This is a genomic window from Vibrio genomosp. F6 (assembly GCF_005146325.1).
GTDB lineage: Bacteria > Pseudomonadota > Gammaproteobacteria > Enterobacterales > Vibrionaceae > Vibrio > Vibrio cortegadensis.
Map to the genome: position 1 here is coordinate 18,834 of NZ_SYUT01000008.1, position 20,885 is coordinate 39,718.

Genomic DNA, 20,885 nt, shown 5'->3' on the forward strand with positions numbered 1-20,885 from the left:
AAAAAAATTTACACAAAATAAATAACCACACAATGCCATTATTAGCCAGTATTTCTTCGTGTAAAAGGTGTAAGTGTGATGAAAAAACTAGGCTTTAAGTCATCGATGATTGCATGTGTGGTGCTCATCGTGGCTATGGTTCTGCTGATTTCTAATGGAATCGGATATACAACAGCCAAAACATCGCTTGTTGAGCGAATAAATCAGCAGTCAATTTCTTTAGTGAACAATGAAGCGGATAAGATTCAAAATTGGTTCCAATCAAAAGTAACGGCCATTGAAGAGCTCAGCAACCATTCAAATTCCGGTGAGATTGCTGGCACCTACGTAACGACAGCAAGACTGGTCAAAGACACAAGTGAAGTCTCTGCTATATTTTTTGCATTTGAAGGTGGAGCATCTTATTCAACGGCAAATACCGAACTATTTATTAATGGCGTGGGAATAAAAGAAAAATATAACCCAACAACACGTCCTTGGTATAAAGCAGCACGTTCATCAAATGGAACGATTGTTACTGCACCTTATAATGATGCAGGTACTAATAAACTGGTTGTATCTATAGCGAAATCAATCAAAAACGGTGTCGTATTAGCGGATATTGAGCTTGATATTTTAGCTGAAACAGTGAAAAGCATTCATTTTCCGGGTTCCGTTACCGCTATCCTTGATGAGACAGGCACGTCATTAGCCTCAAATTCAAAAGCCCTAACTGTCGGTACATCTCTAAATGATATCGGCATGAATGAAGTCTACCGAAATATGCTTAAAGATAACTTGAGCATCACAGACTATACATTACAAGGTGTTGATAAAATTGGTTTCACACGAGAAGTAGAGCTTGTTGATGGGAAAAAATGGTATCTATTCTTCGGAATAAATAAATCCATTGTTTACTCTGATATTGACCAGATGTTCAATAGCTCTATGTACTCTTCCATTATCATGGTGATTAATTGTGGTGGTCATTCTTAACCTGCTGTACAAACCGATTACAGCTCTTAAAGACGTAATCCAAGATCTTGCCCAAGGTAATGGTGATTTAACTCAACGTTTACCTGTTACCTCTACTGACGACCTAGGAAAAATTTCAGAGGGCATCAATCAGTTCATAGCAAACTTACAGTCTTTGATGTTAGATATCTCGCAAGCTTCTCAAGTCATTGCTTCGAGTGTTGACAACCTTGATTCACAAGTACGTTCGAATACAGATGTGCTTGCAATGCATAGCCAAGAAACAGAGCAAGTTGCAACGGCAGTTGAGGAGATGAGCGTGACCGCTCACGATGTGGCTAGCAACGCTTCTAACGCCTCTAGCTTTACTCAATCGATGAATGAGCAAGTTGATATGTCTAAAGCGAGTGTTGTTTCTGCATCGGGGACCGTTTCTGAACTAGTTGATAATGTTCAAGGCTCTTCAGACAGCATTCAAGCGATTGAGCGTAATACAGAAGCTATTATTAACGTTCTAAAAGTAATCAGCGACATTGCCGACCAGACGAACTTACTTGCACTGAATGCAGCAATTGAAGCGGCACGAGCAGGTGAACAAGGTCGAGGGTTTGCGGTAGTGGCAGATGAAGTCCGAGCATTAGCAGCAAAAACTCGCGTGAGCACCGAAGAGATCCAAGAAACGTTAGGTCAATTACGTCAAGGTTCATCTTCAGCGATTGAAGCTATGGGTGTCACGCAAGCGACTTGTCGTAGCACAGTAGAGAGAACCAACACAGTTGAGTCAGATCTCAATAAAATTGTAGATTCGGTTATCCAAATCAATGATTTAAACAACCAAATCGCAACCGCAGCTGAAGAGCAAAGCCAAGTATCTGGTGAGATAGCAACGAACATGTCAGCTATTCGTGAAATGGCCATGAAATTAGCAGAAAATGGCGAAAATACCGCAGACGAAACCACCAGTCTTGCGACGGCAAATCTACAGCTAGACTCTGTCGTTAAAAAGTTCAAACTACAATAAAAACGAACTCTTAAATAACCTATAAAACGCCAATGGCTTATGCTCTTGGCGTTTTTTCATATGTAGACAAATATTCTTATAACGATAACTTCGGCTTAATAAAGTCAATAAATGCTGAGATACGTTTTGCAACTGAAGAGGATTTGTAGAACACAGCACTGACTTGCTCTCTCTCTGCACTCGTTAATCTTTCAGTCTCTAGTAATGACATTAAACGCCCCTCTTCAAGATCTTTTTTAACCATAAAACCAGACAAGCACGCAATACCGTTGCCACTTAGAACCAACTGTCTTACCGTTTCCCCATTACTTGACATCAAGGTTGGATTCAAACTATCAAAGCCTTTTAGAGGCCAATCATTGAGAACCTTAGGGCCTGAAAAGCCGATCGTATCATGGTGAGCAAGGTCACTCGCCGTCCTAGGTATCCCTCTATTTGAAACATACTCTGGAGCAGCAACAATGTATAATCGACTCTTACCTAATACTCTCACATGAAGGGTAGAATCATTTAATTGCCCGATTCGGATAGCCACATCCGTTCTCTTTTCTAGTAAATCGACAAAACCTTCATTAGATGTTAACTCTAGCTCAATATCTGGATAAGCCTCATTAAATGGACGGACTAATGGGACAAGTTGATGGAATACAAAAGGGCTCGCAGCATCGACACGTAACCGCCCTTTAGGACGCTCTCCTCGAGAAATCAGTTCTTCTTCTGCTTGTTGAATAAGATCCAACCCCGAGCGTATCGCTTCAATGAAGTAACGACCTTCATCCGTTAACTCTATCCGCCTTGTCGTTCGGTTCAATATTGAAACGCCAAGCTGCTTCTCAATTTTACTCACCGACCTTGAAACTCGTGCCACTTGTATATCCAACGATTCAGCAGCAGCGGAAAATCCACCACAATCGACCACTGCCAATAGTATTTCCAAATCATCAGATCGTGTTAGCACATTGAAATCCTTATTATCTTTTTATTGTAAGAGAAATATCACTTCTCGATTATTGTTATTTTAACAAATATATTTTGATTAATGTGGTATTTTTCACAACTATAATTCCTTGCATAATAGCGCCAACGAAACGAAAGACGACATGAAATAGTCATTTTCTAATATCGTCATTTCAAACTACCTATACATAGTGAGTAATATTATGCCTTTAGCTCTTCTCGCATTGACGCTTAGCGCCTTTGCTATTGGGACCACCGAATTTGTCATCGTAGGGTTAATCCCAACCATGGCCATCGATCTACATGTTTCTTTACCTTCTGCTGGATTACTCGTAAGTCTTTATGCCTTAGGGGTTGCCATTGGAGCTCCTGTATTAACCGCACTAACAGGAAAGTGGAATCGAAAGCACGTACTGCTTACCGTCATGACACTTTTCGTCGCAGGTAACTTACTAGCGTGGCAAGCTCCCGGGTATAACACCTTAGTTATTGCTAGAATTTTAACCGGCCTAGCCCATGGTGTATTTTTTTCTATTGGTTCAACAATCGCTACTGGTTTGGTCTCTAAAGAAAAAGCCGCAAGTGCCATTGCGATTATGTTTACAGGTTTAACCGTGGCGTTGGTAACAGGCGTACCTCTTGGAACTTACATCGGTCAAACTTTTGGCTGGCAAGCCACTTTCTTAATTGTCGCGATATTAGGTCTTATTGCACTCATTGGTAGCGCATTCTTAGTACCGAATAATCTAAAACAACCACCAGCAGCAAAAATTTCTGCACAACTTAAAGTATTAACACAGCCACGTTTGTTACTGGTTTATGCCATCACGGCTCTTGGCTATGGCGGCACATTTACCGCATTTACTTTCTTAGCTCCAATTTTAGAACAAGTGTCTGGATTTAGTTCTAGTGCTATCAGCTTGATTATGTTGGTTTACGGCGTATCCGTAGCGGTTGGAAACATCTGGGGTGGTAAAATTGCAGATTCAATGGGGCCAATTAAAGCGTTAACGATTATATTTTCAGGGCTTGCAACTATCTTAGTTGTGTTTAATTTCACCGCAGTTAACCCGATTACAGCAGTCGCGACCATTCTAGTATGGGGTGCATTTGCTTTCGGTAATGTTCCAGGCTTACAAGTTTATGTCGTGAAGCTCGCTGAAAAATACACACCGGACGCTGTAGACGTGGCTTCAGGTCTCAACATTGCTGCATTTAATGTTGGTATTGCGCTTGGTTCTTGGGGAGGCGGGATGATCGTTGCCAAAGCAGGATTAATGCACACTCCTTGGGTTGGGGCTGTGATTGTGCTCATCGCTTTAGGATTGACTCGCTTTAGTGGTCGACTCGATAAAAAAGAACAGATGGATAGTGATATAGCGTTACATTCTGTCGCATAAATAAGCAGTCGTATAAATAATCATTAAGGGGGAAGCATCATGAGCTTCCCCCTTAATTTTATTCGTAGTCATCGTGAATACTTTCATTTTTTAACCACAAGCCCTGCGTAAATAAGAGATAGATAAAGGTATCTAACATCTAATCTTCGGTAAGTCTCGCCATTTTGTGGTGTATTGCGGCGTCAACATTTCACGGCGCATTCCCCACTTCTGATCAATACCTTGAGCACCTAAAAACAGAGTATCGTTCCCATACTTTTGGTTTAAATTATCAAACACTGCCATTAGCGGATCATTATTTGGGTTCGGGTTAAACAGATCTTTCTGCTCATGACGGCCATCCACTAGCTCAATCAACCCAACCCCCAACTTGTAATATTTGACTCCCATAGAGTAGAGCTTTATCGCCAGTTGGCTTGCCGCATGGGTAATTTGAGTCACATCAGACGTCGCATATGGAAAGCGATGAATCGCACGAAAACTGGCGGGTTTATTATCAAAGGGAGAGCTTGCCGCAAAGCAGAGCATCACTTTACATAGTGATCCCTGCTTACGGGCTTTTTGGGAAGCAATGGCGGCATGTTTACTCAGTGCTTGCTGCAAAGATTCAAGATCCACAATACGTTCACCCACGCTTCTTGTAGAGTAAATCTGTTTTTTGTCTGCCCTTGCACTATCCCACCCTTTGCACTGTTGCCCGTTTAGCTCTCTCACGGTTCGTTCAACGTCAATGTTGAAATCTTTTCTGGCTAACCCCACCGGAAACTTGGCTAAATCGAGGGCTGTATGAATATTAACGAGTTTCAGTTTCTGGGTTAACTTACGCCCTATTCCCCATACATCACCGACATCAAGTTGAGCAAGCACCGCTTTTCGTTCCTGTTCATTATCAAGAACACAAACACCATGATAACCCTCAATTTTTTTAGCGGCATGGTTAGCGATTTTGGCTAAGGTGAGTGTGGTGCCCATCCCGACACTCACCGCTAATCGACACTCTTTCCAAACCGATCTTCTGAGCTGTAAACCATGCGTTCTTAAACAAGGGATAGCAAGGTGACTTCGTTCGAAAGAGAGAAATGATTCATCGATAGAGTAGATGTGTTGATCTGGGGCAAAACGGCCGACTACCTCCATCATTTTACTAGAGAGATCGGCATATAATTCATAGTTAGAAGAGAGAGCAATCACGCCTTTCTGCTCACACATCTCTCTGACTTTAAAATAGGGAGCAAACTTGGGGATACCCGCCTCTTTCGCTTGTCGATTTGCCGCAACAATACAACCATCATTATTGGATAAAACGATAATCGGCTTTCCACGCCAATCCGGACGAAACACCTGTTCTGCACTGCAATAAAATGAATTTGCATCAACAAGCGCAAACACTATCTTTCCCTCAATAAATAACTTGGCCTGTGGCAGCGTATAGAGCGAACGACTACGCCTTCAATGCTAAAAGTATCGTAATCATTAATAGGCACTGGCTGTATTTTTTCTTTTGCTGATACAAGTAACCTTCTACTGGTATCAAGCAGTTTACATACGAATTCACCATTCAAATTGGCGACAATCACGTCTTGATCAACGGCCGTGACAAACCTATCGACAATCAATAGATCTCCATCAAAAATACCGACACCTTCCATCGAATCACCACACGCCTTGCCTATAAAGGTCGCGCTTGGATGATCCACTAATAGTTCATCTAAATCACAAGCCAGTTGAGTGTATTCCGAAGCCGGGCTTTCAAAACCAGTAATGCCTGCACTCGCAGAAATAGGGATAACATTCATAAAATATCACTGTTTATTTATACAGTTATATTTTGAACCTTAACGAGAGAAATTACAAGAATGTGTAGAGGTATATTGTTAGTAATGAGATTGGTAAACCTAGGATAAAGGCAAGTGTCGCTCTGTCGAGAAGAGAGCAAAATCTGGGGCATAATGGCGGTAGGCTCATCATCCCCCTAGGAGAGCTTTCCCACAACCTCTATTAGAGCTAGTGGGAAAATTACCTGAAGCCACCTGCAGCATACTTCTGGACATTTCTGAGTTAGGTTTTTTATTGAACAAGTTGATTACGGATGAGTCTAGGTAAGGAAAGAAGTAGTTTTCCCTCAACTTAAATATCAATGTGACCACCTCTTCAGTTGCACCCTAGACATCGTTTGTTGACATAGTTTGGTAATCAAACTAAATTTCATATCAATATACTTTGATTATCAAACTAAAGGAAATGACCTTGGACACTTCACTTCAACATAGCCACAGCTTTTCTGGGCACAACCATCATGGCGAGAAACGCACTTTCTACGTTTTGTTGCTTACTTTAACTACTATGGTTGTCGAAATAACGGCTGGCACTGTTTACGGTTCAATGGCTCTACTTGCTGATGGGTGGCATATGGGAACCCATGCCGCTGCTTTTTGCATTACCTTATTCGCCTATCGTTATGCGAAAAAGCATGAGAGTAGTGAGCGATTCTCTTTTGGTACGGGTAAGGTGAGTGTTCTGGGGGGATACACGAGTGCGGTCGCTCTCGGGATAGTTGCGTTATTGATGTTTGTTGAGTCGCTCGAAAGGCTATTTAACCCTCAGGCGATTCAGTTCAATGAGGCAATCATCGTGGCTTGTATCGGCTTAGTTGTAAACGTAGTAAGCATGTTTTTGCTCGGTGAGCATCACCATCATCACGACCACTCTCATGATCACGAACACCATCACCATCACCATCACCATCACCATCACCATGATCACAATCTTCGAGCTGCTTACTTACATGTTTTGGCGGATACTCTAACGTCTCTATTGGCAATTGTTGCGTTAATTTTTGCTAAGTTTTACGGCTGGAATTGGCTTGATGCCGTAATGGGAATGGTTGGAGCTTTGGTTATTTCTAAATGGACGATCAATCTGCTTCGTCAAACCAGTCCTATTTTGTTAGACGAGAATATAAATGAAAATTACAGTCAACAAATTCGAGCTGAATTAGCCCCTTTTGCTGATGTTACGGACTTGCATATATGGAAAGTGAGTGGCCATCATTACAGTGCTGCGATAACCTTGGTATCACATAGCGAATTATCACTAGATGAGTACAAACAGAAGCTACTTAAGTTCGATAAAATTAACCACCTAACCTTAGAGGTACACCTCAAGCCATGTTAAACCTAGAAGTTTTGAATCAATTAGTTACTGAATTTTATGACAAAATGTCTTCTTGGGAGCATTCTGTAGTCAGAGAGACAGGGTACTCATTGGCTCAAGTGCATACTATCGAAGTGCTTGGGAATCATGGTCATCTGCGAATGAAAGAGTTAGCAAATAAGCTAGGGATCACCACTGGAACGTTAACAGTGCAGGTTGATAAGCTAGTATCTGCTAACTTGATCGAACGTCTTACCGATCCTGAAGATGGAAGAGCAATCGTTGTCTCTCTTACAGAAGAGGGGCAATCCATTCATCAATACCACAACCAATTGCACTTAAACTTAATGAAAGAGCTGACTAGAAACATCAGTACTGAAGATGGGGAGCGTTTGATTGCTATCTTGAGTCAGATGAATAAAGAGTTTTAGTCGTTAATATTGTAGATCTGACAACTTTTTCATTAGCAAAAGTATAGTTACTGTAAGTATATAGTTTGTTTTGAAACTATTGCCCCAACTCGTATTGGGGCATTTCCGAGTTACAGAATATCGACTCTCATTGTGAGCACCAAATAATTCTGTCGCGGAAAAAGTATTTAATATTTGAAGTGAGAGTGCACGCATTGGGGATGTTGTTGACGATCATGTACAAGGATATGAAAACGTCTACTCTGTTATTTGACAAACGACAGATAGCAAAAAGCCGCTCATAAAGAGCGGCTTTTCTAATGGGTGGAAGCCCCAGCCACATCCCGGCACACACGTCGCCTGCTGCGGCTGCTTCCTTCCGGATCTGACCGAGTTCACAAGTTAGTGTTGCGGGAGGACCAGGGCCTCCATAGGTTCTTTTTCTTAAACGAGCGTCTCGTCAAAGAGTGAGAGGATTATCAAGCATCCCTGACACTAATGCAAGCCCCACAAGGTACGAAAGCCAACTTTTTAGTTCAAGTGCGCAATAAAACATCGCTTAGTATAATCACTATACATTCGAAGCCATTCCGCCCTCATCGTTCACCACAATTCTAGGGTTAACAAACATAAATTCAGTACCTTCGCTATTTTTAGCATCATACATTGAGCGGTCTGTTTTCCTCAGCGCTTCTCTTAAACTGCATTCGCCTTCTCTAGGCAAGTAGATCCCCATAGAAACTTTTACTGCAAATTCAATCTGTTCTTTTGGCCGTTGAAAGTTAAAACTACCTAAGCGATTGAGCAATTCGGATAGCTTATGTTCGGGAACTTCTCCAACCAAAATAAATTCATCGCCACCAATTCGGAAACAACGTCCTTGCCACTCTCTTTTAATCAGCTGAGCGTACTCTTGAAGGATAAGATCCCCGACATGGTGGCCATAAGTATCATTAATCTGCTTAAACTTATTAATGTCTAAATACACCAATGTTTGAGATGGCTTTAATCCTCTTCGGTAGCGATGGCGTAAACTGCGCCGATTTCCAAGTTTGGTTAAGCTATCTGTATTCGATTGGGTGTGTAAATAAATCGCCACCAAAAACATAAAGCAAAGTAGAACGATAAAAACACTTTGCGTTCGACTAGCCAGTTTCTGCTCCGCTTCATGAGTACTTCGCCAATCTGGAGCCTGATCATAGAATCTATTCAGTCTATCAGTATCAATAACCTGTAACGCTCTTGAGAAGAAAAACGCTAATTTCTCACCTCTATCCGTTTTTGGGAAACCGAGAGCAACATCGGAACGGAAGAGTTTGTCGATTGAGTGATCTCTTGTGATCGGAAGCAAACTTTTTTCTTTCAATAAAGCGCTTAACGTAGCGTTATTAAGCGCAATATAGTCAACCTCGGCATCAAGTAATGCATCCACTAATTCTCCATCGTTGCGATAGCGAAACAGATATTTTTGAGGTAAAAGTTGAGTCAATAATTCATCGAAAAAATCACCTTTTATGACTCCAATGTTTTCGGTAATCAGCTCTGATGCGTTTCGGTAAACATCTGGTTTGTAACCTATACGCTTGACTAGCAGGGATTCTGCTGTGTAGTGCGGAGTACTAAAATTAACTAAAGCTTTACGTGGTTCAGAGATATTCAGTGGAGCAAGCACATCAATTCGATTCACCAGTAAATCTTGGTACATGCTTTCCCATGTCTCTTCTGCGGAACTGGCCAGTTGGCATTGAAACCCTAAAATATCGCATGCTTGGAAAATTGCGTCCGCACTGTTGCCTTTCACTGAACCATCAGGTTGGTATATAGCAAAAGGAGTCATATTTTCTAGTTTAACAAGTAAAGGTTTACGAAGATCTAATCCACTATTGAAGACTTCACGCCTTAGTGCCTGTTGGCGTAAATCGAACTGATACTGCTCAACCTTCTCTCTTAAACGTTTCTGTATTTTCTCTGAGTGTAAGTAATCGACAAAATAGGAAAGCTCGGATGCATGAGTGCCTTTCATCGAAACGATAGACACAGGCTTAATCGAGATCTTATCGTTCAACATTTTTGCATCGAACCCACGACTCAGCATTGGCTCCAATTGATTTATCGCATCCACAACCCCCGCCACCGAATGGTTATTCAGCAACGCCAACGCTTGATGGGTGCCGTCATACTCAATCAACTCTATTTGTGGGTAGTTAACCTGAATCAGATCGCCATAAATTGTATTTTTAGGCACTCCAAGCTTTGAAATGTCGGCCAACTCTGTATCTAGCCGACTATAAAGAAAAGTATATTCTATATTGGTAGGGCGGGAAAAATCGAAACGTAGCGAACGAGATTTTGTGTGAGTAATATTCGCGGCGAAGTCACTCTCCCCCACTTCTACCGCTCGTAAAATTGAATCAAAGCTTGGGTAATCGACATATTGAATAGAGAGTTCAAACTCTTCAGCGAGGGCGTCAAACAGAATACGTGTGACAATATCATCCGCTTCGGTTGCCACGGAGTAATGCATTTTGCTTTGTGGAACACTTTCGCTAGCCGTAGCATGAAATACACCACTAAAGCCGATGGAGGCCCAAACGACGAACCATAAGATTGGTCGCAGATTTCGAAATATATTCGCCACTAAACATACCTTAAAGATAGTTTTGATGACACCACACTGAATACTCATATGGTATCTTATGCACTTAACCATATATTGAAGATATGTATACGTCTAGACTATTTAATCTCTACTGTTTCCAATCTCTCAATAAATCCAGTTTCTAGGTAATTAAAGCTTTCTAAGTAATTAGAACTTTATGGCTCAAGCTTTAATTACTTCTTTTTCTAGACCCGTGCCTTGCCAAAATCAAGGCGTGACGAGATCAAAGCTCGCTAGGCTCTTCATCTGAACGAATAATATAATCGGTCATCCAAGCGGTTCCTAGTAAACATAACCAGACAACAAATACCGGATTAGGGACATCCACATTCGGGGAGATAATTAATGCAGCAAAACCGACCGTCGGTAGCGTCCAGCAAAGAAGTTGGTTCCACTTGAATTTTGTTGATTTTGTCAGCATTTCCATTGAGGCAATGATGCCCACAATACAAAGGGAAACCAATGCGGCATGAGATAAACCCGCCGCCCACAACGGAATAATTAACCCCAAAGACCACCAGCTGTGACGACTGACAATTTTTCGGTTTTCACTTTTCCAATAATTCGCTACCCACCATATGGCAACAACGACGAGTGTTTGGATGATCGTAACCCACGGTGTTCCGTCCAGCTTGCCTGCATTTTGTGTCACCATGATCCCGACTTGAAGAGTCAACACCACCAAACTTGCCGTCAGTAATATTCCCAACGAACTTCGCTTCGAAAATGCCACCATTAATAGAGGGAACAGGACCCAAACACTGACAGAAAGTGTAATTGACTGCATTGGAAGTGTGAGCCCGTAAATAGTCATCGCGGCGAGAAATACTAGCCCTGCGACTCCACCTTGAGGTAAAACCCATAAAGCAGGGATAATTAAAGCGATAACAGGAATGTCTCCAGCGCTTAAGCTAATGGCAAGCGCACAAACAATCGCTAATATTGTTGTGATCAAGAACTGAATTGTTGAAAATACCATAGCTCCTCCTTCTACCAATCCGTGGCAACTTGAACTAGGAATTTTTATTATGGATCATTTTTTACCGCAAGTCTTTGCTGTAATTCACCAAATTCCCTTTGGGAAAGTCACCACTTATGGAGAAGTGGCCCGTTTTGCTGGTTTCCCAGGCTATGCTCGGCATGTAGGTAAAGCACTCGGGAATCTTCCTGAAGGCAGTAAATTACCTTGGTTTAGGGTCATAAACAGTAAAGGAGAAATCTCATTGAAGGGTGAAGCGTTTGAACGGCAAAAAAGCCAATTGCAAGCGGAAGGAATTGAGGTGAGCTCGATAGGAAAAATAAAGCTAAGATTATACAAATGGCAGCCTTGATTGGCTGCCATTGATGAAAATGAATCGATTAATGTCGAACAAATTGCGTTCTAACTTTAGTTACGAATACCTTTAAGCATTAAAGCGACGTGTTGTGTTTGGTTATTATCAGTGATTACAGGGGTAACCGTATCGGTAATAAAACGTAACTTACCGTCCACTTCAATTTTTGCACGAACATTGTAAGTATGATTACTTTGAATTTTTCTGCTGTCATAATCGAGCTGGAAATCTAAAGGAATTTGCTTGCTGTTTGTTTCAAAGCGATGTTTCGCTATCACTTTAGCAGGCGCATCAGCTAATGAAATATCTTCTAAAATAACGGTAACTAACGCACCCGGTTGTAATGCAATACGCTCACGATATGCCACACTACCAGTAATCGTTTGTACGGCACTGGTTTCTAACTCAGGTTGTGGCGAAGTCTGACAGCCAAATAATGCGCCACCGAAGATAACAGATATAACAAGTAAAAGTGCCTTTTTCATGAATACTCTCTTAACGTATTGAATTCAGGATATATTGTAATGAGCGCAATTATAGATAGGCTTTGTCACTATGTCTTGAATGTTTGTAACTTATTGACAGAACTTTGACTGAACCATTAATTCACAAATTTTAAGCTCTTTGAAAGCTTCTATTAAGGTATATAAAATGAGTAAACCACTTAAAGAGTTACTAAGCTTACTGCAACTCGAAAAGCTAGAAGAAGGGCTATTTAGAGGCCAGAGCGAAAACTTAGGCTTACCACAAGTCTATGGGGGACAAGTTCTTGGTCAGGCACTTTCTGCCTCGCGCTATACTGTAGAGGATGACCGTTCTGTTCACTCATTCCACAGCTACTTTCTTTACCCTGGCGATCCGGAAAAACCTATCATTTACGATGTGGAAAACTTAAGGGATGGGCGAAGCTTCAGCACTCGCCGAGTGAAAGCGATTCAAAACGGACGTCCTATTTTTTATCTCACTGCTTCTTATCATGGTAACGAACCAGGATTCGAACACCAAAATACGATGCCAGAGGTTCCCGGCCCTGAAAACTTTGCGTCTGAATCTGAGCTTGCTAGCCATATTGCTGAATTCTTACCTGAAAAATTACGTAAGACATTCTGTGGTGAAAAACCGATCGAAATGCGCCCAGTCACTATCGTCAACCCACTTGCTCCAAAGAAAACAGAGCCAAAGCAGTACTTATGGATCAAAGCCAATGGTGAGATGCCCGATAACCATTTAATTCATCAATACCTGCTGGCTTATGCGTCTGATTGGGGATTTCTGGTCACGGCATTGCATCCGCATGAAGTATCACTGATGACGCCAAAATTCCAAGTGGCTACCATCGACCACTCCATTTGGTTCCATCGCCCATTTAAGCTCGATGAATGGTTGCTATACGCCATTGAGAGCCCGACGGCAAGTAACAACCGTGGACTGGTACGTGGTGAGATTTACAATCGCCAAGGTGATTTAGTGGCAACCGCCGTGCAAGAAGGGGTGATGCGTTTTACGAAATAATGCAAATGAGTGACGCTATATTTTTAATTCCTTTCATACGGCGCAAACCACATTCTTTGTGAAGATTAAATGGGGAGCGCCGTTGTGTATTTCAGCGGCTCCATCGCAAAAGTCGAGGTGACATTTGAGATGCCATCTACACTGTTCACTAATCGCTTGTAAAACTTATCAAAGCATTTCATATCTTTAACGAGAACCTTGAGCATGTAGTCATACTCCCCTGCCATGCGATAAAACTCCATCACCTCTGGAAAAAGCGTCACCGTATCAACAAATTGGCTGTACCATTCATGTGAGTGATTACTGGTCTTAACCATTACGAAAGCGGTAAAAGACAAGCCAAGCTTTTCAGGGTTCAGCAACGCCACTCGCTTTTCAATGATCCCTTTATCTTCCAATCGTTTAAGCCGTTTCCAACACGGTGTGGTGGTTAAATTCACCGCCTCAGCCAAATCATTTAATGACAAAGTGCTGTCAACTTGCAGCATTGAGAGGATTTTTTTATCAACGTTATCCAGTTCCATTTCACAAAAAACCTTTCATAGAGAAATATATTCTCCTTTTTACCAGAATAAGAGTCTTTTTTGTGAAGTTTTTCTCCCGATTTGTAGGTAAATTAATCTTATACCAAGTTAGGAGATAGCCCATGTGTACTGATCATCAATGGATAAACAATGCAATTCGCAAATTAGAAGCCGATTTTCAACGCTCTGCGGACACTCATCTTATTAAGCTTGAACTTCCTAGTATTGAAGGAGTGGATGTCTACCTAAAAGATGAAAGCACCCATCCCACTGGTTCATTGAAACACCGTTTGGCTCGCTCTCTCTTCTTATACGCGATCAGTAACGGTTGGATTGGGCCAGAGACGACGGTTATTGAATCATCGTCTGGTAGTACTGCGGTATCTGAAGCTTATTTTGCCCGTCTTCTTGGCTTACCTTTTATCGCAGTGATGCCTAAATGCACCGCACGTAAGAAAATCGAACAAATTGAATTCTATGGCGGTACTGCCCACTTAGTGAATAGAACCGATGAGATCTATCAGGAATCTCGCCGTTTAGCCGATGAATTAAACGGCCATTATATGGATCAGTTTACCTACGCTGAACGCGCAACAGATTGGCGCGGAAACAATAATATTGCTAACTCAATCTTTAACCAGATGAAGCTAGAAGAGCACCCTGAGCCGACTTGGATTGTGATGAGCCCAGGTACGGGTGGTACATCAGCAACGATTGGCCGTTTCATTCGCTACCAAAAATACAACACCAAGCTTTGTGTGGTTGACCCTGAAAACTCTGTTTTCCACGACTATTATCGTACTCGCAATACCAACCTCACCGGAGATTACGGCAGTAAAATTGAAGGCATCGGCAGGCCACGAGTCGAACCGAGTTTCATCCCAGGCGTGATTGATGAAATGCAGACGATCCCAGATGCTGCGAGTGTGGCTACCGCTCACTGGTTAGAAAAAGTATTGGGGCGAAAAGTGGGGGCATCGACAGGTACTAACCTATATGGCGTTCTGCAATTGGCGGCTAAAATGAAAGCCAAAGGGGAAACGGGGTCCATTGTTACGCTGTTATGTGACAGTGGCGAGCGCTACTTAGATACTTATTACAACCCTGAGTGGGTCGCGAATAATATTGGTGATCTTCAACCTTACTTGGAACGTTTAGAAGCATTTGAGTCGACGGGTTATATTGAGTAGCCGTTTATATTGAGCAGCCGTTTACGCTCGCTCTATCTCATCCTAAAATACGTTGATTAAAAAAGCCTACAGACACTTTCAATTTGAAAGAACAATGTGCTGTAGGCTTTTATCTTATGACGTTTACTGATGTCTGATTTAACTACTTCTGTTTTGCGTCAAAGGCAGCAAGTTGCTCTGGCGTTGCTTTGGGCTGATGATTCTGCTTCCACTCATCATAAGTCATGCCATACACTCGTTCACGGGCATCATCAATATCGAGATCCAATCCTTGGGTTTCAGCTTCTGCCTTATACCATTTACTAAAACAGTTACGGCAGAAACCCGCGAGGATCATCAGATCGATATTTTGCACATCTTTATTATCATCTAAATGCGCCAGTAAGCGTCGAAATGCTGCTGCATCTAGTTTGTCTTGTTGCTCTTGAGTCAGATTTTTATATTTGAAATCAGCCACTTTACTTTCCCTTTCTTCTTAGTATTTATGCTTGTATGTTAGCACTGTTTACTTCATTTATCCGTGGCTTGTTCGCCCTTTTGTGTCGTGATCTAATTCTCGATTCAGCTCTGCTTCTACATGACCAGGCGATTGGGTATGACCCGAAATCAGGCGATACATCGCAGGAATCACGAACAGTGTCACTAGTGTCGCAAACGCCATACCAAAGAAGATCACCGTACCAACCGCGACTCGGCTTTCATAACCAGCGCCCGTTGACATAATCAATGGTATTGCGCCCGCTAGCGTAGTAAATGCAGTCATCAATATTGGCCTTAAACGACGAGCAGCGGCATCGACAATCGCTTGTTCAAATTCAATACCACGGTCTCTTAATTGGTTTGCAAACTCAACTATCAATATTCCGTTTTTGGTCACCATCCCGATCAACATGATCATGCCGATTTGGCTATAAATATTAAGCCCTTGCTCCATCACAACCAGCCCGAGGAAGCCGCCAAAGACGCCCATTGGAACGGTAAACATCACCACCATTGGGTTAATGAAGCTTTCAAACTGAGCCGCTAGTACCAAGTACGCCACCAGCAGTGCTAGACCAAATACGATTAAAATACTCGACTGATTCTCTTTGAAGTCTTTAGATTCACCGGTGTAATCAACTGAAATATCGCCAGGCAAGAGTTCAATGGCTTTTGCATCAAGAAAATCCAATGCCTCACCCAGCGTTGCATCATTGATTAAATTGGCACTCAAGGTGATCGATTTCTGTTTATTGACATGAGAAAGTCGAATCGATGACGCGACTTCTTCGATCTTCGTGACCGTATCAAGAGTCACTAAATCGCCACTCGCGGTTCTCATGTAAATTTGGCTCAAGTCCGCCGCATTGTTGAAGCTATTTTCGTCACCACGTAAGTACACATCGTACTCTTCACCGCGATCAACAAAGGTCGTTTCACTTTTTCCGCCGAGCATGACTTCTAGAGTTTCGGAAATATCAGAAATTTTAATGCCGAGCTGTGACGCACGATCTCTATCGACAGATACAACTAGCTCAGGTGTTTTCTCTGAGTAGTTAATGTCTGCGCCTTCCATGAGTAAGCTGTTGTTGGCTTCTGTTTTAAGTATCTCAGCCCACTTTTGTAACTCTTTATAGTCCGAACCACCTAAGACAAACTGAACGGGCTCACTCGATCCACCACGGAACCCCGGCATCATAGGGAAGACTCTGGCATCAGGAATATCGACCAAGGTTTTACGGATCAACCCTAATGCTTGTTGCGCGGTTTGATCTCTGTCTTCCCAATCTTCCAAAATCATGATGACAAAGCCAGTTTGGTCACCCGCCATTCCACCAAATGCTGGCGATTGGATGCTGAATGATTTCAGAACGCCTTGGCCCAACAGTGGCATTAGACGTTGCTCTACTAAGTCCATATTGGAGCTCATGCGGTTGTAACTGGTTGCGTCTGCACCACGAACAAAGGCAAAGATCGCACCTCGGTCTTCTTGCGGTGTCAGTTGAGCGGGAACATGATTAAGCAAAGCAAAGCTACCACCAATACAACTCATGATGATGATTGGAGCTATCCATCGCCACTGCACGGCTCTTTTCACTAAACCTCGATATCCCTCTTCAAGACGGGCAAAGATTCTTTCTATAAAGAGGTTAAAGCGATTTGGTTTCACATTGGCTTTAAGGATCTTACTCCCTAACACTGGCGTTAACGTCAGTGCGATGAGTGAAGAGAAAATAACGGACATCGCTAACAACACTGAGAATTCAGTAAAGAGCAAACCGACCATGCCGTCCATAAAGGAGATAGGTAAGAACACCATGACCAAAACTAAGGTGGTTGCCACTACCGCAAAGCCCACTTCACGTACACCTTTATATGCCGCGAGTAATGGCTTTTCACCTTTTTCAATGTGATGGAAAATATTTTCAACCACCACAATGGCATCATCGACTACTAAACCAATTGATAATATGAGTGCCATTAAAGTGATCAGGTTAATCGAGAAACCAAAATTGTATGCCGCCATAAATGAGGAGATCAGCGATACTGGCACCGTCACTGCGGGAATCAACGTCGCTCTTGCTTGTCCAATAAAGACATACAGAACCAGTATGACCAATCCACCTGTAATAAATAGTGTGTTGTAGACTTCTGAAATTGAACGATCGATGAACACTGTAGAGTCATAATCAACCGCTAAGCGAGTACCTTCTGGCAAGAATTGTTGGATCTTAGCGACTTCTTTGTGAACGAGACTTGCTACTTCTAATGGGTTCGCGTCCGACTGAGGCACAATGCCCATACTTACGTTGACTACGCCATCACTTTTAAACGTAGAATTTTCATTCTCTGCGCCAAGAAATACATCAGCAACATCTTTAAGGTAAATCGACGTACCATCACTGGTGGTTTTCACTACAAGGTAGTTGAAATCATCCGCTTGCTGATAAAGACGTTCCGTTCTTACTGACATGACAATCGAATCATTACGAACTTCACCGCCCGGGCTTTCGATATTCTCTGAACGTAAAGCATTGGTAATATCAGTGGTGGTGATACCACGCCCTGCCATCAGTTCAGGTTTCAACTTCACATACATCACTTTATAAAGGCCGCCAGAGATATCGACCGAACTCACTCCTGAGATCAGGCTGAACCTATCCATTAATACACGCTCGGTGTAATCGGTCAGTTCAGTGCGATCCATGATGTCGGAGCTTAAATTGATGTACATCGACGCTTCGCCACTACCGTTATTTTTGTAAACGATAGGATCATCCGCTTCATCAGGGAGACCGCGCTGAGCACGTGCAACTGCATCTCGAACGTCACTCACCCCAGTATTTAAGTCGTAACCTAAATCGAATGTGATGGTGATTCGAGAACTGCCATTTCTTGTGGTTGAACTTATTTCATCAATACCACTGATCCCAGAAAGCTGATCTTCAAGCACTGTGGTGATCTGACTCTCCATAATGGTGGCAGAGGCCCCTTCATAGCGAGTACTGACCGACACTACTGGGTTTTCAATATCAGGCATCTCACGAACAGCAAGTTTGTTAAATGACACGATACCAAATACACAAAGCAATAGACTTAGAACAATCGCGACAACTGGCCTTTTTACCGCTGTATCAGACAACCACATTATTGTTGCTCCTTCTCAGCATGAACACTTGAAGCTGGTTCGTTGCTGATCATTGCAGATGCATCATTTTTTTCAACAGGCTCTCCGGCAGCATTAACCAATTTAATTGCAACGCCATCACGCATATTAACCAAGCCTTGAACAACAATGCTTTGCCCGATCTCTAATCCTTTCTCGATAACGACTTCATTACCTACGCGAGCGCCTAGAAGCACTTCTTGACGATGAGCTTTATTCTGGTCATCAATAATGTATACATATCGCTTAGTGCCCGAGTACTGCAATGCTTGCACTGGGATAATAGGAGCACTAATTGCTGGGAAATCAATCGTAGCCGCCATTAGCATGCCCGGTTTGAGTTTACTCTCCGGATTAGCAAATTCGATTCGTACGCGCAGGTTAAGTGTTTCTTGGTTAATACGAGAATCAATCCCAACCACTTCACCAGCAAAAGACTGATCGCCCCACGCTTGACTCGTCGCGATCACTTTCATGCCAGTTGATAGCTTAGATAAATAACGTTCAGGCACTTGTAAATCGAGCTGCATCAGAGAAAGGTTATCCAATGTGATGAGTTCACTCCCGACACTCACCATTTTGCCCAGGCTGAAATCAACAAAGCCGACAGTTCCAGCAAATGGAGCACTGATGTGTAAATCGCGTAAATTTGCGTTTGCCGCTTCTAAACGAGCTTGAGCAATATCAACATTGGTTTTTTGTGCATCAATTTCCGTTTGAGTGATCGCATTTCGCTTCACCAGACGTTCAAACTCTTTCAACTTTCGCTGCTCATCTTTTAAATAAGCGTTCGCCTCTTTAACTGCGGCACTCGCTTTGTCATCATTTAGCTGAACCAATAACTGGCCTTGTTTAACTTTCTGATTTGCGTAAATCGCAATTTGCTCTACTTTTCCTGAAACTTCAGGAGAAATGACCACAGATTGTTTGGCCTCAAGTTTTCCAATCAATGAAAGCGATTGAGATATATCGTGATGAGAAACAGTTTGAGCAACAACGGCTACCGTGCTCCCTCCTGTAGATGGACGCTTAGCGTTAGAAACCGAACTAAATGCAACAACTGAAATGGCGAAGAGCGCCACTATTGTATTTTTTTTCATACGACTACTTATATAAAAGAGGTTATTACCAATATTGATGGCTCTAGTTTACCAACAGATTGGCGGTTTGTTCGTCAAGGAATGTAAAGTCGATAGATAAAATGTAAAAGAACCAAAGAAATAGAGACATCAATCTCAATTACCTCGTATAAATATCGCTGCCTTAATAGACAAAATGCGCATTTTCCGGCTTCCTTGCCCAAAAAGGCAGCATTCAACTCAAAATCATAAGAAAAATCCTTTACAGCTTTAACGAGTTTGCTATGATGCGCTCCGCACTTGAGGGATGAGTTGGGAAAACATTCTTTTAGTTTACTTCTTATAAAGAAGTAAGAAATACCCCTGGAGGGGTTCCCGAGTGGCCAAAGGGATCAGACTGTAAATCTGACGGCACTGCCTTCGATGGTTCGAATCCGTCCCCCTCCACCATATTCTCTTAAGCGATTTATCGTTTAGGAAACACTTGATTGATGTGTTGGGAAAACCTCAATTAAGCTTACTTTGTAAAGAAGTAAGAAAACACCCTGGAGGGGTTCCCGAGTGGCCAAAGGGATCAGACTGTAAATCTGACGGCACTGCCTTCGATGGTTCGAATCCGTCCCCCTCCACCATATTCTCTTGAGCGATTTATCGTTTAGGAAACACTTGATTGATGTGTTGGGAAAACCTCAATTAAGCTTATTTCTTAAAGAAATAAGAAAACACCCTGGAGGGGTTCCCGAGTGGCCAAAGGGATCAGACTGTAAATCTGACGGCACTGCCTTCGATGGTTCGAATCCGTCCCCCTCCACCATATTCTCTTGAGCGACTTGTCGTTTAGGAAACTCTTGATTGATGTGTTGGGAAAACCTCAATTAAGCTTATTTTGTAAAGAAATAAGAAAACACCCTGGAGGGGTTCCCGAGTGGCCAAAGGGATCAGACTGTAAATCTGACGGCACTGCCTTCGATGGTTCGAATCCGTCCCCCTCCACCATATTCTCTTAAGCGATTTGTCGTTTAGGAAACACTTGATTGATGTGTTGG

18 protein-coding genes, 4 tRNA genes and 1 other RNA gene are annotated in these 20,885 nt (G+C 42.4%); 12 read left to right on the plus strand and 11 right to left on the minus strand.

The genetic code is table 11. The annotated features are described in order from the left end of the window. The first annotated feature begins 78 nt into the window (after window positions 1–78). Both FCV43_RS20570 and FCV43_RS20575 read left to right on the plus strand, forming a co-directional pair. Window positions 79–975, plus strand: a complete 897-nt coding sequence (locus tag FCV43_RS20570) for a cache domain-containing protein (protein ID WP_240697102.1) — start codon at window positions 79–81, stop codon at window positions 973–975. After that, complete coding sequence (locus FCV43_RS20575; RefSeq protein ID WP_240697100.1) at window positions 959–1,975, plus strand: methyl-accepting chemotaxis protein; 1,017 nt, start codon at window positions 959–961, stop codon at window positions 1,973–1,975. Before FCV43_RS20570 ends, FCV43_RS20575 begins: the two co-directional genes overlap by 17 nt. A 76-nt stretch (window positions 1,976–2,051) precedes the next feature. Here FCV43_RS20575 and FCV43_RS00340 read toward each other — a convergent pair whose 3' ends face one another. Next, complete coding sequence (locus FCV43_RS00340; RefSeq protein WP_136993690.1) at window positions 2,052–2,933, minus strand: LysR family transcriptional regulator; 882 nt, start codon at window positions 2,931–2,933, stop codon at window positions 2,052–2,054. Window positions 2,934–3,135: 202 nt separating this feature from the next. Here FCV43_RS00340 and FCV43_RS00345 point away from each other — a divergent pair, with 202 nt between their 5' ends. Beyond that, window positions 3,136–4,332 carry an MFS transporter gene (locus tag FCV43_RS00345; RefSeq protein ID WP_136993691.1) on the plus strand — a complete coding sequence of 399 codons (1,197 nt, stop codon included), beginning with the start codon at window positions 3,136–3,138 and terminating at the stop codon, window positions 4,330–4,332. Window positions 4,333–4,464: 132 nt separating this feature from the next. On the opposite strand, the gene FCV43_RS00350 is transcribed toward FCV43_RS00345, so the two are convergent. After that, window positions 4,465–5,721 carry a Y-family DNA polymerase gene (locus tag FCV43_RS00350; RefSeq protein WP_136993692.1) on the minus strand — a complete coding sequence of 419 codons (1,257 nt, stop codon included), beginning with the start codon at window positions 5,719–5,721 and terminating at the stop codon, window positions 4,465–4,467. Continuing rightward, on the minus strand, window positions 5,721–6,128 hold the full coding sequence (locus FCV43_RS00355) for a S24 family peptidase (RefSeq protein ID WP_017052693.1): 408 nt from the start codon (window positions 6,126–6,128) through the stop codon (window positions 5,721–5,723). The genes FCV43_RS00350 and FCV43_RS00355 overlap by 1 nt, the downstream gene beginning before the upstream one ends. Window positions 6,129–6,579: 451 nt before the next feature. On the opposite strand from FCV43_RS00355, the gene dmeF reads away from it, so the two are divergent. Together dmeF and FCV43_RS00365 are read left to right on the plus strand one after the other, a co-directional pair. Continuing rightward, window positions 6,580–7,506 carry a CDF family Co(II)/Ni(II) efflux transporter DmeF gene (gene dmeF, locus FCV43_RS00360; RefSeq protein WP_431188275.1) on the plus strand — a complete coding sequence of 309 codons (927 nt, stop codon included), beginning with the start codon at window positions 6,580–6,582 and terminating at the stop codon, window positions 7,504–7,506. After that, complete coding sequence (locus FCV43_RS00365) at window positions 7,500–7,916, plus strand: MarR family winged helix-turn-helix transcriptional regulator (RefSeq protein ID WP_113797781.1); 417 nt, start codon at window positions 7,500–7,502, stop codon at window positions 7,914–7,916. Before dmeF ends, FCV43_RS00365 begins: the two co-directional genes overlap by 7 nt. Before the next feature lie 307 nt (window positions 7,917–8,223). Here FCV43_RS00365 and ffs read toward each other — a convergent pair. The 3 genes from ffs to FCV43_RS00380 all read right to left on the minus strand — a co-directional run bounded on the left by ffs (window position 8,224) and on the right by FCV43_RS00380 (window position 11,533). Beyond that, an RNA gene (ffs, locus tag FCV43_RS00370) (signal recognition particle sRNA small type) lies at window positions 8,224–8,320 on the minus strand. Between the two features lie 146 nt (window positions 8,321–8,466). After that, window positions 8,467–10,533 carry a GGDEF domain-containing protein gene (locus FCV43_RS00375; protein WP_240697101.1) on the minus strand — a complete coding sequence of 689 codons (2,067 nt, stop codon included), beginning with the start codon at window positions 10,531–10,533 and terminating at the stop codon, window positions 8,467–8,469. Window positions 10,534–10,777: 244 nt separating this feature from the next. Continuing rightward, window positions 10,778–11,533 carry a hypothetical protein gene (locus FCV43_RS00380; protein WP_017052696.1) on the minus strand — a complete coding sequence of 252 codons (756 nt, stop codon included), beginning with the start codon at window positions 11,531–11,533 and terminating at the stop codon, window positions 10,778–10,780. A gap of 49 nt (window positions 11,534–11,582) precedes the next feature. Between FCV43_RS00380 and FCV43_RS00385 the strand changes: the two genes are divergently transcribed. After that, complete coding sequence (locus FCV43_RS00385; RefSeq protein ID WP_113797634.1) at window positions 11,583–11,885, plus strand: MGMT family protein; 303 nt, start codon at window positions 11,583–11,585, stop codon at window positions 11,883–11,885. 56 nt (window positions 11,886–11,941) lie between these two features. Here FCV43_RS00385 and FCV43_RS00390 read toward each other — a convergent pair whose 3' ends face one another. Further along, entirely contained in the window at window positions 11,942–12,373 is a 432-nt protein-coding gene (locus FCV43_RS00390) for a YbaY family lipoprotein (protein ID WP_017052698.1), read from the minus strand. A gap of 166 nt (window positions 12,374–12,539) precedes the next feature. Between FCV43_RS00390 and tesB the strand changes: the two genes are divergently transcribed. After that, a complete protein-coding gene (gene tesB, locus FCV43_RS00395; protein WP_136993694.1) occupies window positions 12,540–13,400 on the plus strand; it encodes an acyl-CoA thioesterase II in 861 nt (286 codons plus the stop codon). A 65-nt stretch (window positions 13,401–13,465) separates the two neighbouring features. Here the strand turns inward: tesB and FCV43_RS00400 are convergent, their stop codons facing one another. Beyond that, complete coding sequence (locus FCV43_RS00400; RefSeq protein WP_136993695.1) at window positions 13,466–13,924, minus strand: Lrp/AsnC family transcriptional regulator; 459 nt, start codon at window positions 13,922–13,924, stop codon at window positions 13,466–13,468. A gap of 122 nt (window positions 13,925–14,046) precedes the next feature. On the opposite strand from FCV43_RS00400, the gene FCV43_RS00405 reads away from it, so the two are divergent. After that, window positions 14,047–15,114, plus strand: a complete 1,068-nt coding sequence (locus tag FCV43_RS00405; protein WP_136993696.1) for a PLP-dependent cysteine synthase family protein — start codon at window positions 14,047–14,049, stop codon at window positions 15,112–15,114. A gap of 142 nt (window positions 15,115–15,256) precedes the next feature. Here FCV43_RS00405 and FCV43_RS00410 read toward each other — a convergent pair whose 3' ends face one another. The 3 genes from FCV43_RS00410 to FCV43_RS00420 are packed head-to-tail and all read right to left on the minus strand — an operon-like array spanning window position 15,257 to window position 19,860. Next, on the minus strand, window positions 15,257–15,571 hold the full coding sequence (locus FCV43_RS00410) for a DUF1244 domain-containing protein (protein ID WP_017053629.1): 315 nt from the start codon (window positions 15,569–15,571) through the stop codon (window positions 15,257–15,259). 57 nt (window positions 15,572–15,628) lie between these two features. Then, window positions 15,629–18,742 (minus strand): vibriobactin export RND transporter permease subunit VexH, encoded by a 3,114-nt coding sequence (gene vexH, locus FCV43_RS00415; RefSeq protein ID WP_136993697.1) that lies wholly within the window; start codon window positions 18,740–18,742, stop codon window positions 15,629–15,631. Next, window positions 18,742–19,860 (minus strand): efflux RND transporter periplasmic adaptor subunit, encoded by a 1,119-nt coding sequence (locus FCV43_RS00420; RefSeq protein WP_136993698.1) that lies wholly within the window; start codon window positions 19,858–19,860, stop codon window positions 18,742–18,744. The genes vexH and FCV43_RS00420 overlap by 1 nt, the downstream gene beginning before the upstream one ends. Before the next feature lie 344 nt (window positions 19,861–20,204). On the opposite strand from FCV43_RS00420, the gene FCV43_RS00425 reads away from it, so the two are divergent. From FCV43_RS00425 to FCV43_RS00440, 4 genes are all read left to right on the plus strand, one after another. Further along, window positions 20,205–20,289, plus strand: a tRNA-Tyr gene (locus FCV43_RS00425). Between the two features lie 97 nt (window positions 20,290–20,386). Further along, a tRNA-Tyr gene (locus tag FCV43_RS00430) sits at window positions 20,387–20,471 on the plus strand. A 97-nt stretch (window positions 20,472–20,568) separates the two neighbouring features. Further along, a tRNA-Tyr gene (locus FCV43_RS00435) sits at window positions 20,569–20,653 on the plus strand. Window positions 20,654–20,750: 97 nt separating this feature from the next. Beyond that, window positions 20,751–20,835 (plus strand) — tRNA-Tyr (locus tag FCV43_RS00440). Window positions 20,836–20,885 lie beyond the last annotated feature (50 nt).

Excerpts from the sequence above, each read along its gene's own strand:
- FCV43_RS20570 (WP_240697102.1), top strand. The coding sequence starts at position 79 with ATGAAAAAACTAGGCTTTAAGTCATCGATGATTGCATGTGTGGTGCTC.
- FCV43_RS00345 (WP_136993691.1), top strand. The coding sequence starts at position 3,136 with ATGCCTTTAGCTCTTCTCGCATTGACGCTTAGCGCCTTTGCTATTGGG.
- FCV43_RS00355 (WP_017052693.1), bottom strand. The coding sequence starts at position 6,128 with ATGAATGTTATCCCTATTTCTGCGAGTGCAGGCATTACTGGTTTTGAA.
- FCV43_RS00365 (WP_113797781.1), top strand. The coding sequence starts at position 7,500 with ATGTTAAACCTAGAAGTTTTGAATCAATTAGTTACTGAATTTTATGAC.
- FCV43_RS00380 (WP_017052696.1), bottom strand. The coding sequence starts at position 11,533 with ATGGTATTTTCAACAATTCAGTTCTTGATCACAACAATATTAGCGATT.
- FCV43_RS00385 (WP_113797634.1), top strand. The coding sequence starts at position 11,583 with ATGGATCATTTTTTACCGCAAGTCTTTGCTGTAATTCACCAAATTCCC.
- FCV43_RS00390 (WP_017052698.1), bottom strand. The coding sequence starts at position 12,373 with ATGAAAAAGGCACTTTTACTTGTTATATCTGTTATCTTCGGTGGCGCA.
- tesB (WP_136993694.1), top strand. The coding sequence starts at position 12,540 with ATGAGTAAACCACTTAAAGAGTTACTAAGCTTACTGCAACTCGAAAAG.
- FCV43_RS00400 (WP_136993695.1), bottom strand. The coding sequence starts at position 13,924 with ATGGAACTGGATAACGTTGATAAAAAAATCCTCTCAATGCTGCAAGTT.
- FCV43_RS00405 (WP_136993696.1), top strand. The coding sequence starts at position 14,047 with ATGTGTACTGATCATCAATGGATAAACAATGCAATTCGCAAATTAGAA.
- vexH (WP_136993697.1), bottom strand. The coding sequence starts at position 18,742 with ATGTGGTTGTCTGATACAGCGGTAAAAAGGCCAGTTGTCGCGATTGTT.
- FCV43_RS00420 (WP_136993698.1), bottom strand. The coding sequence starts at position 19,860 with ATGAAAAAAAATACAATAGTGGCGCTCTTCGCCATTTCAGTTGTTGCA.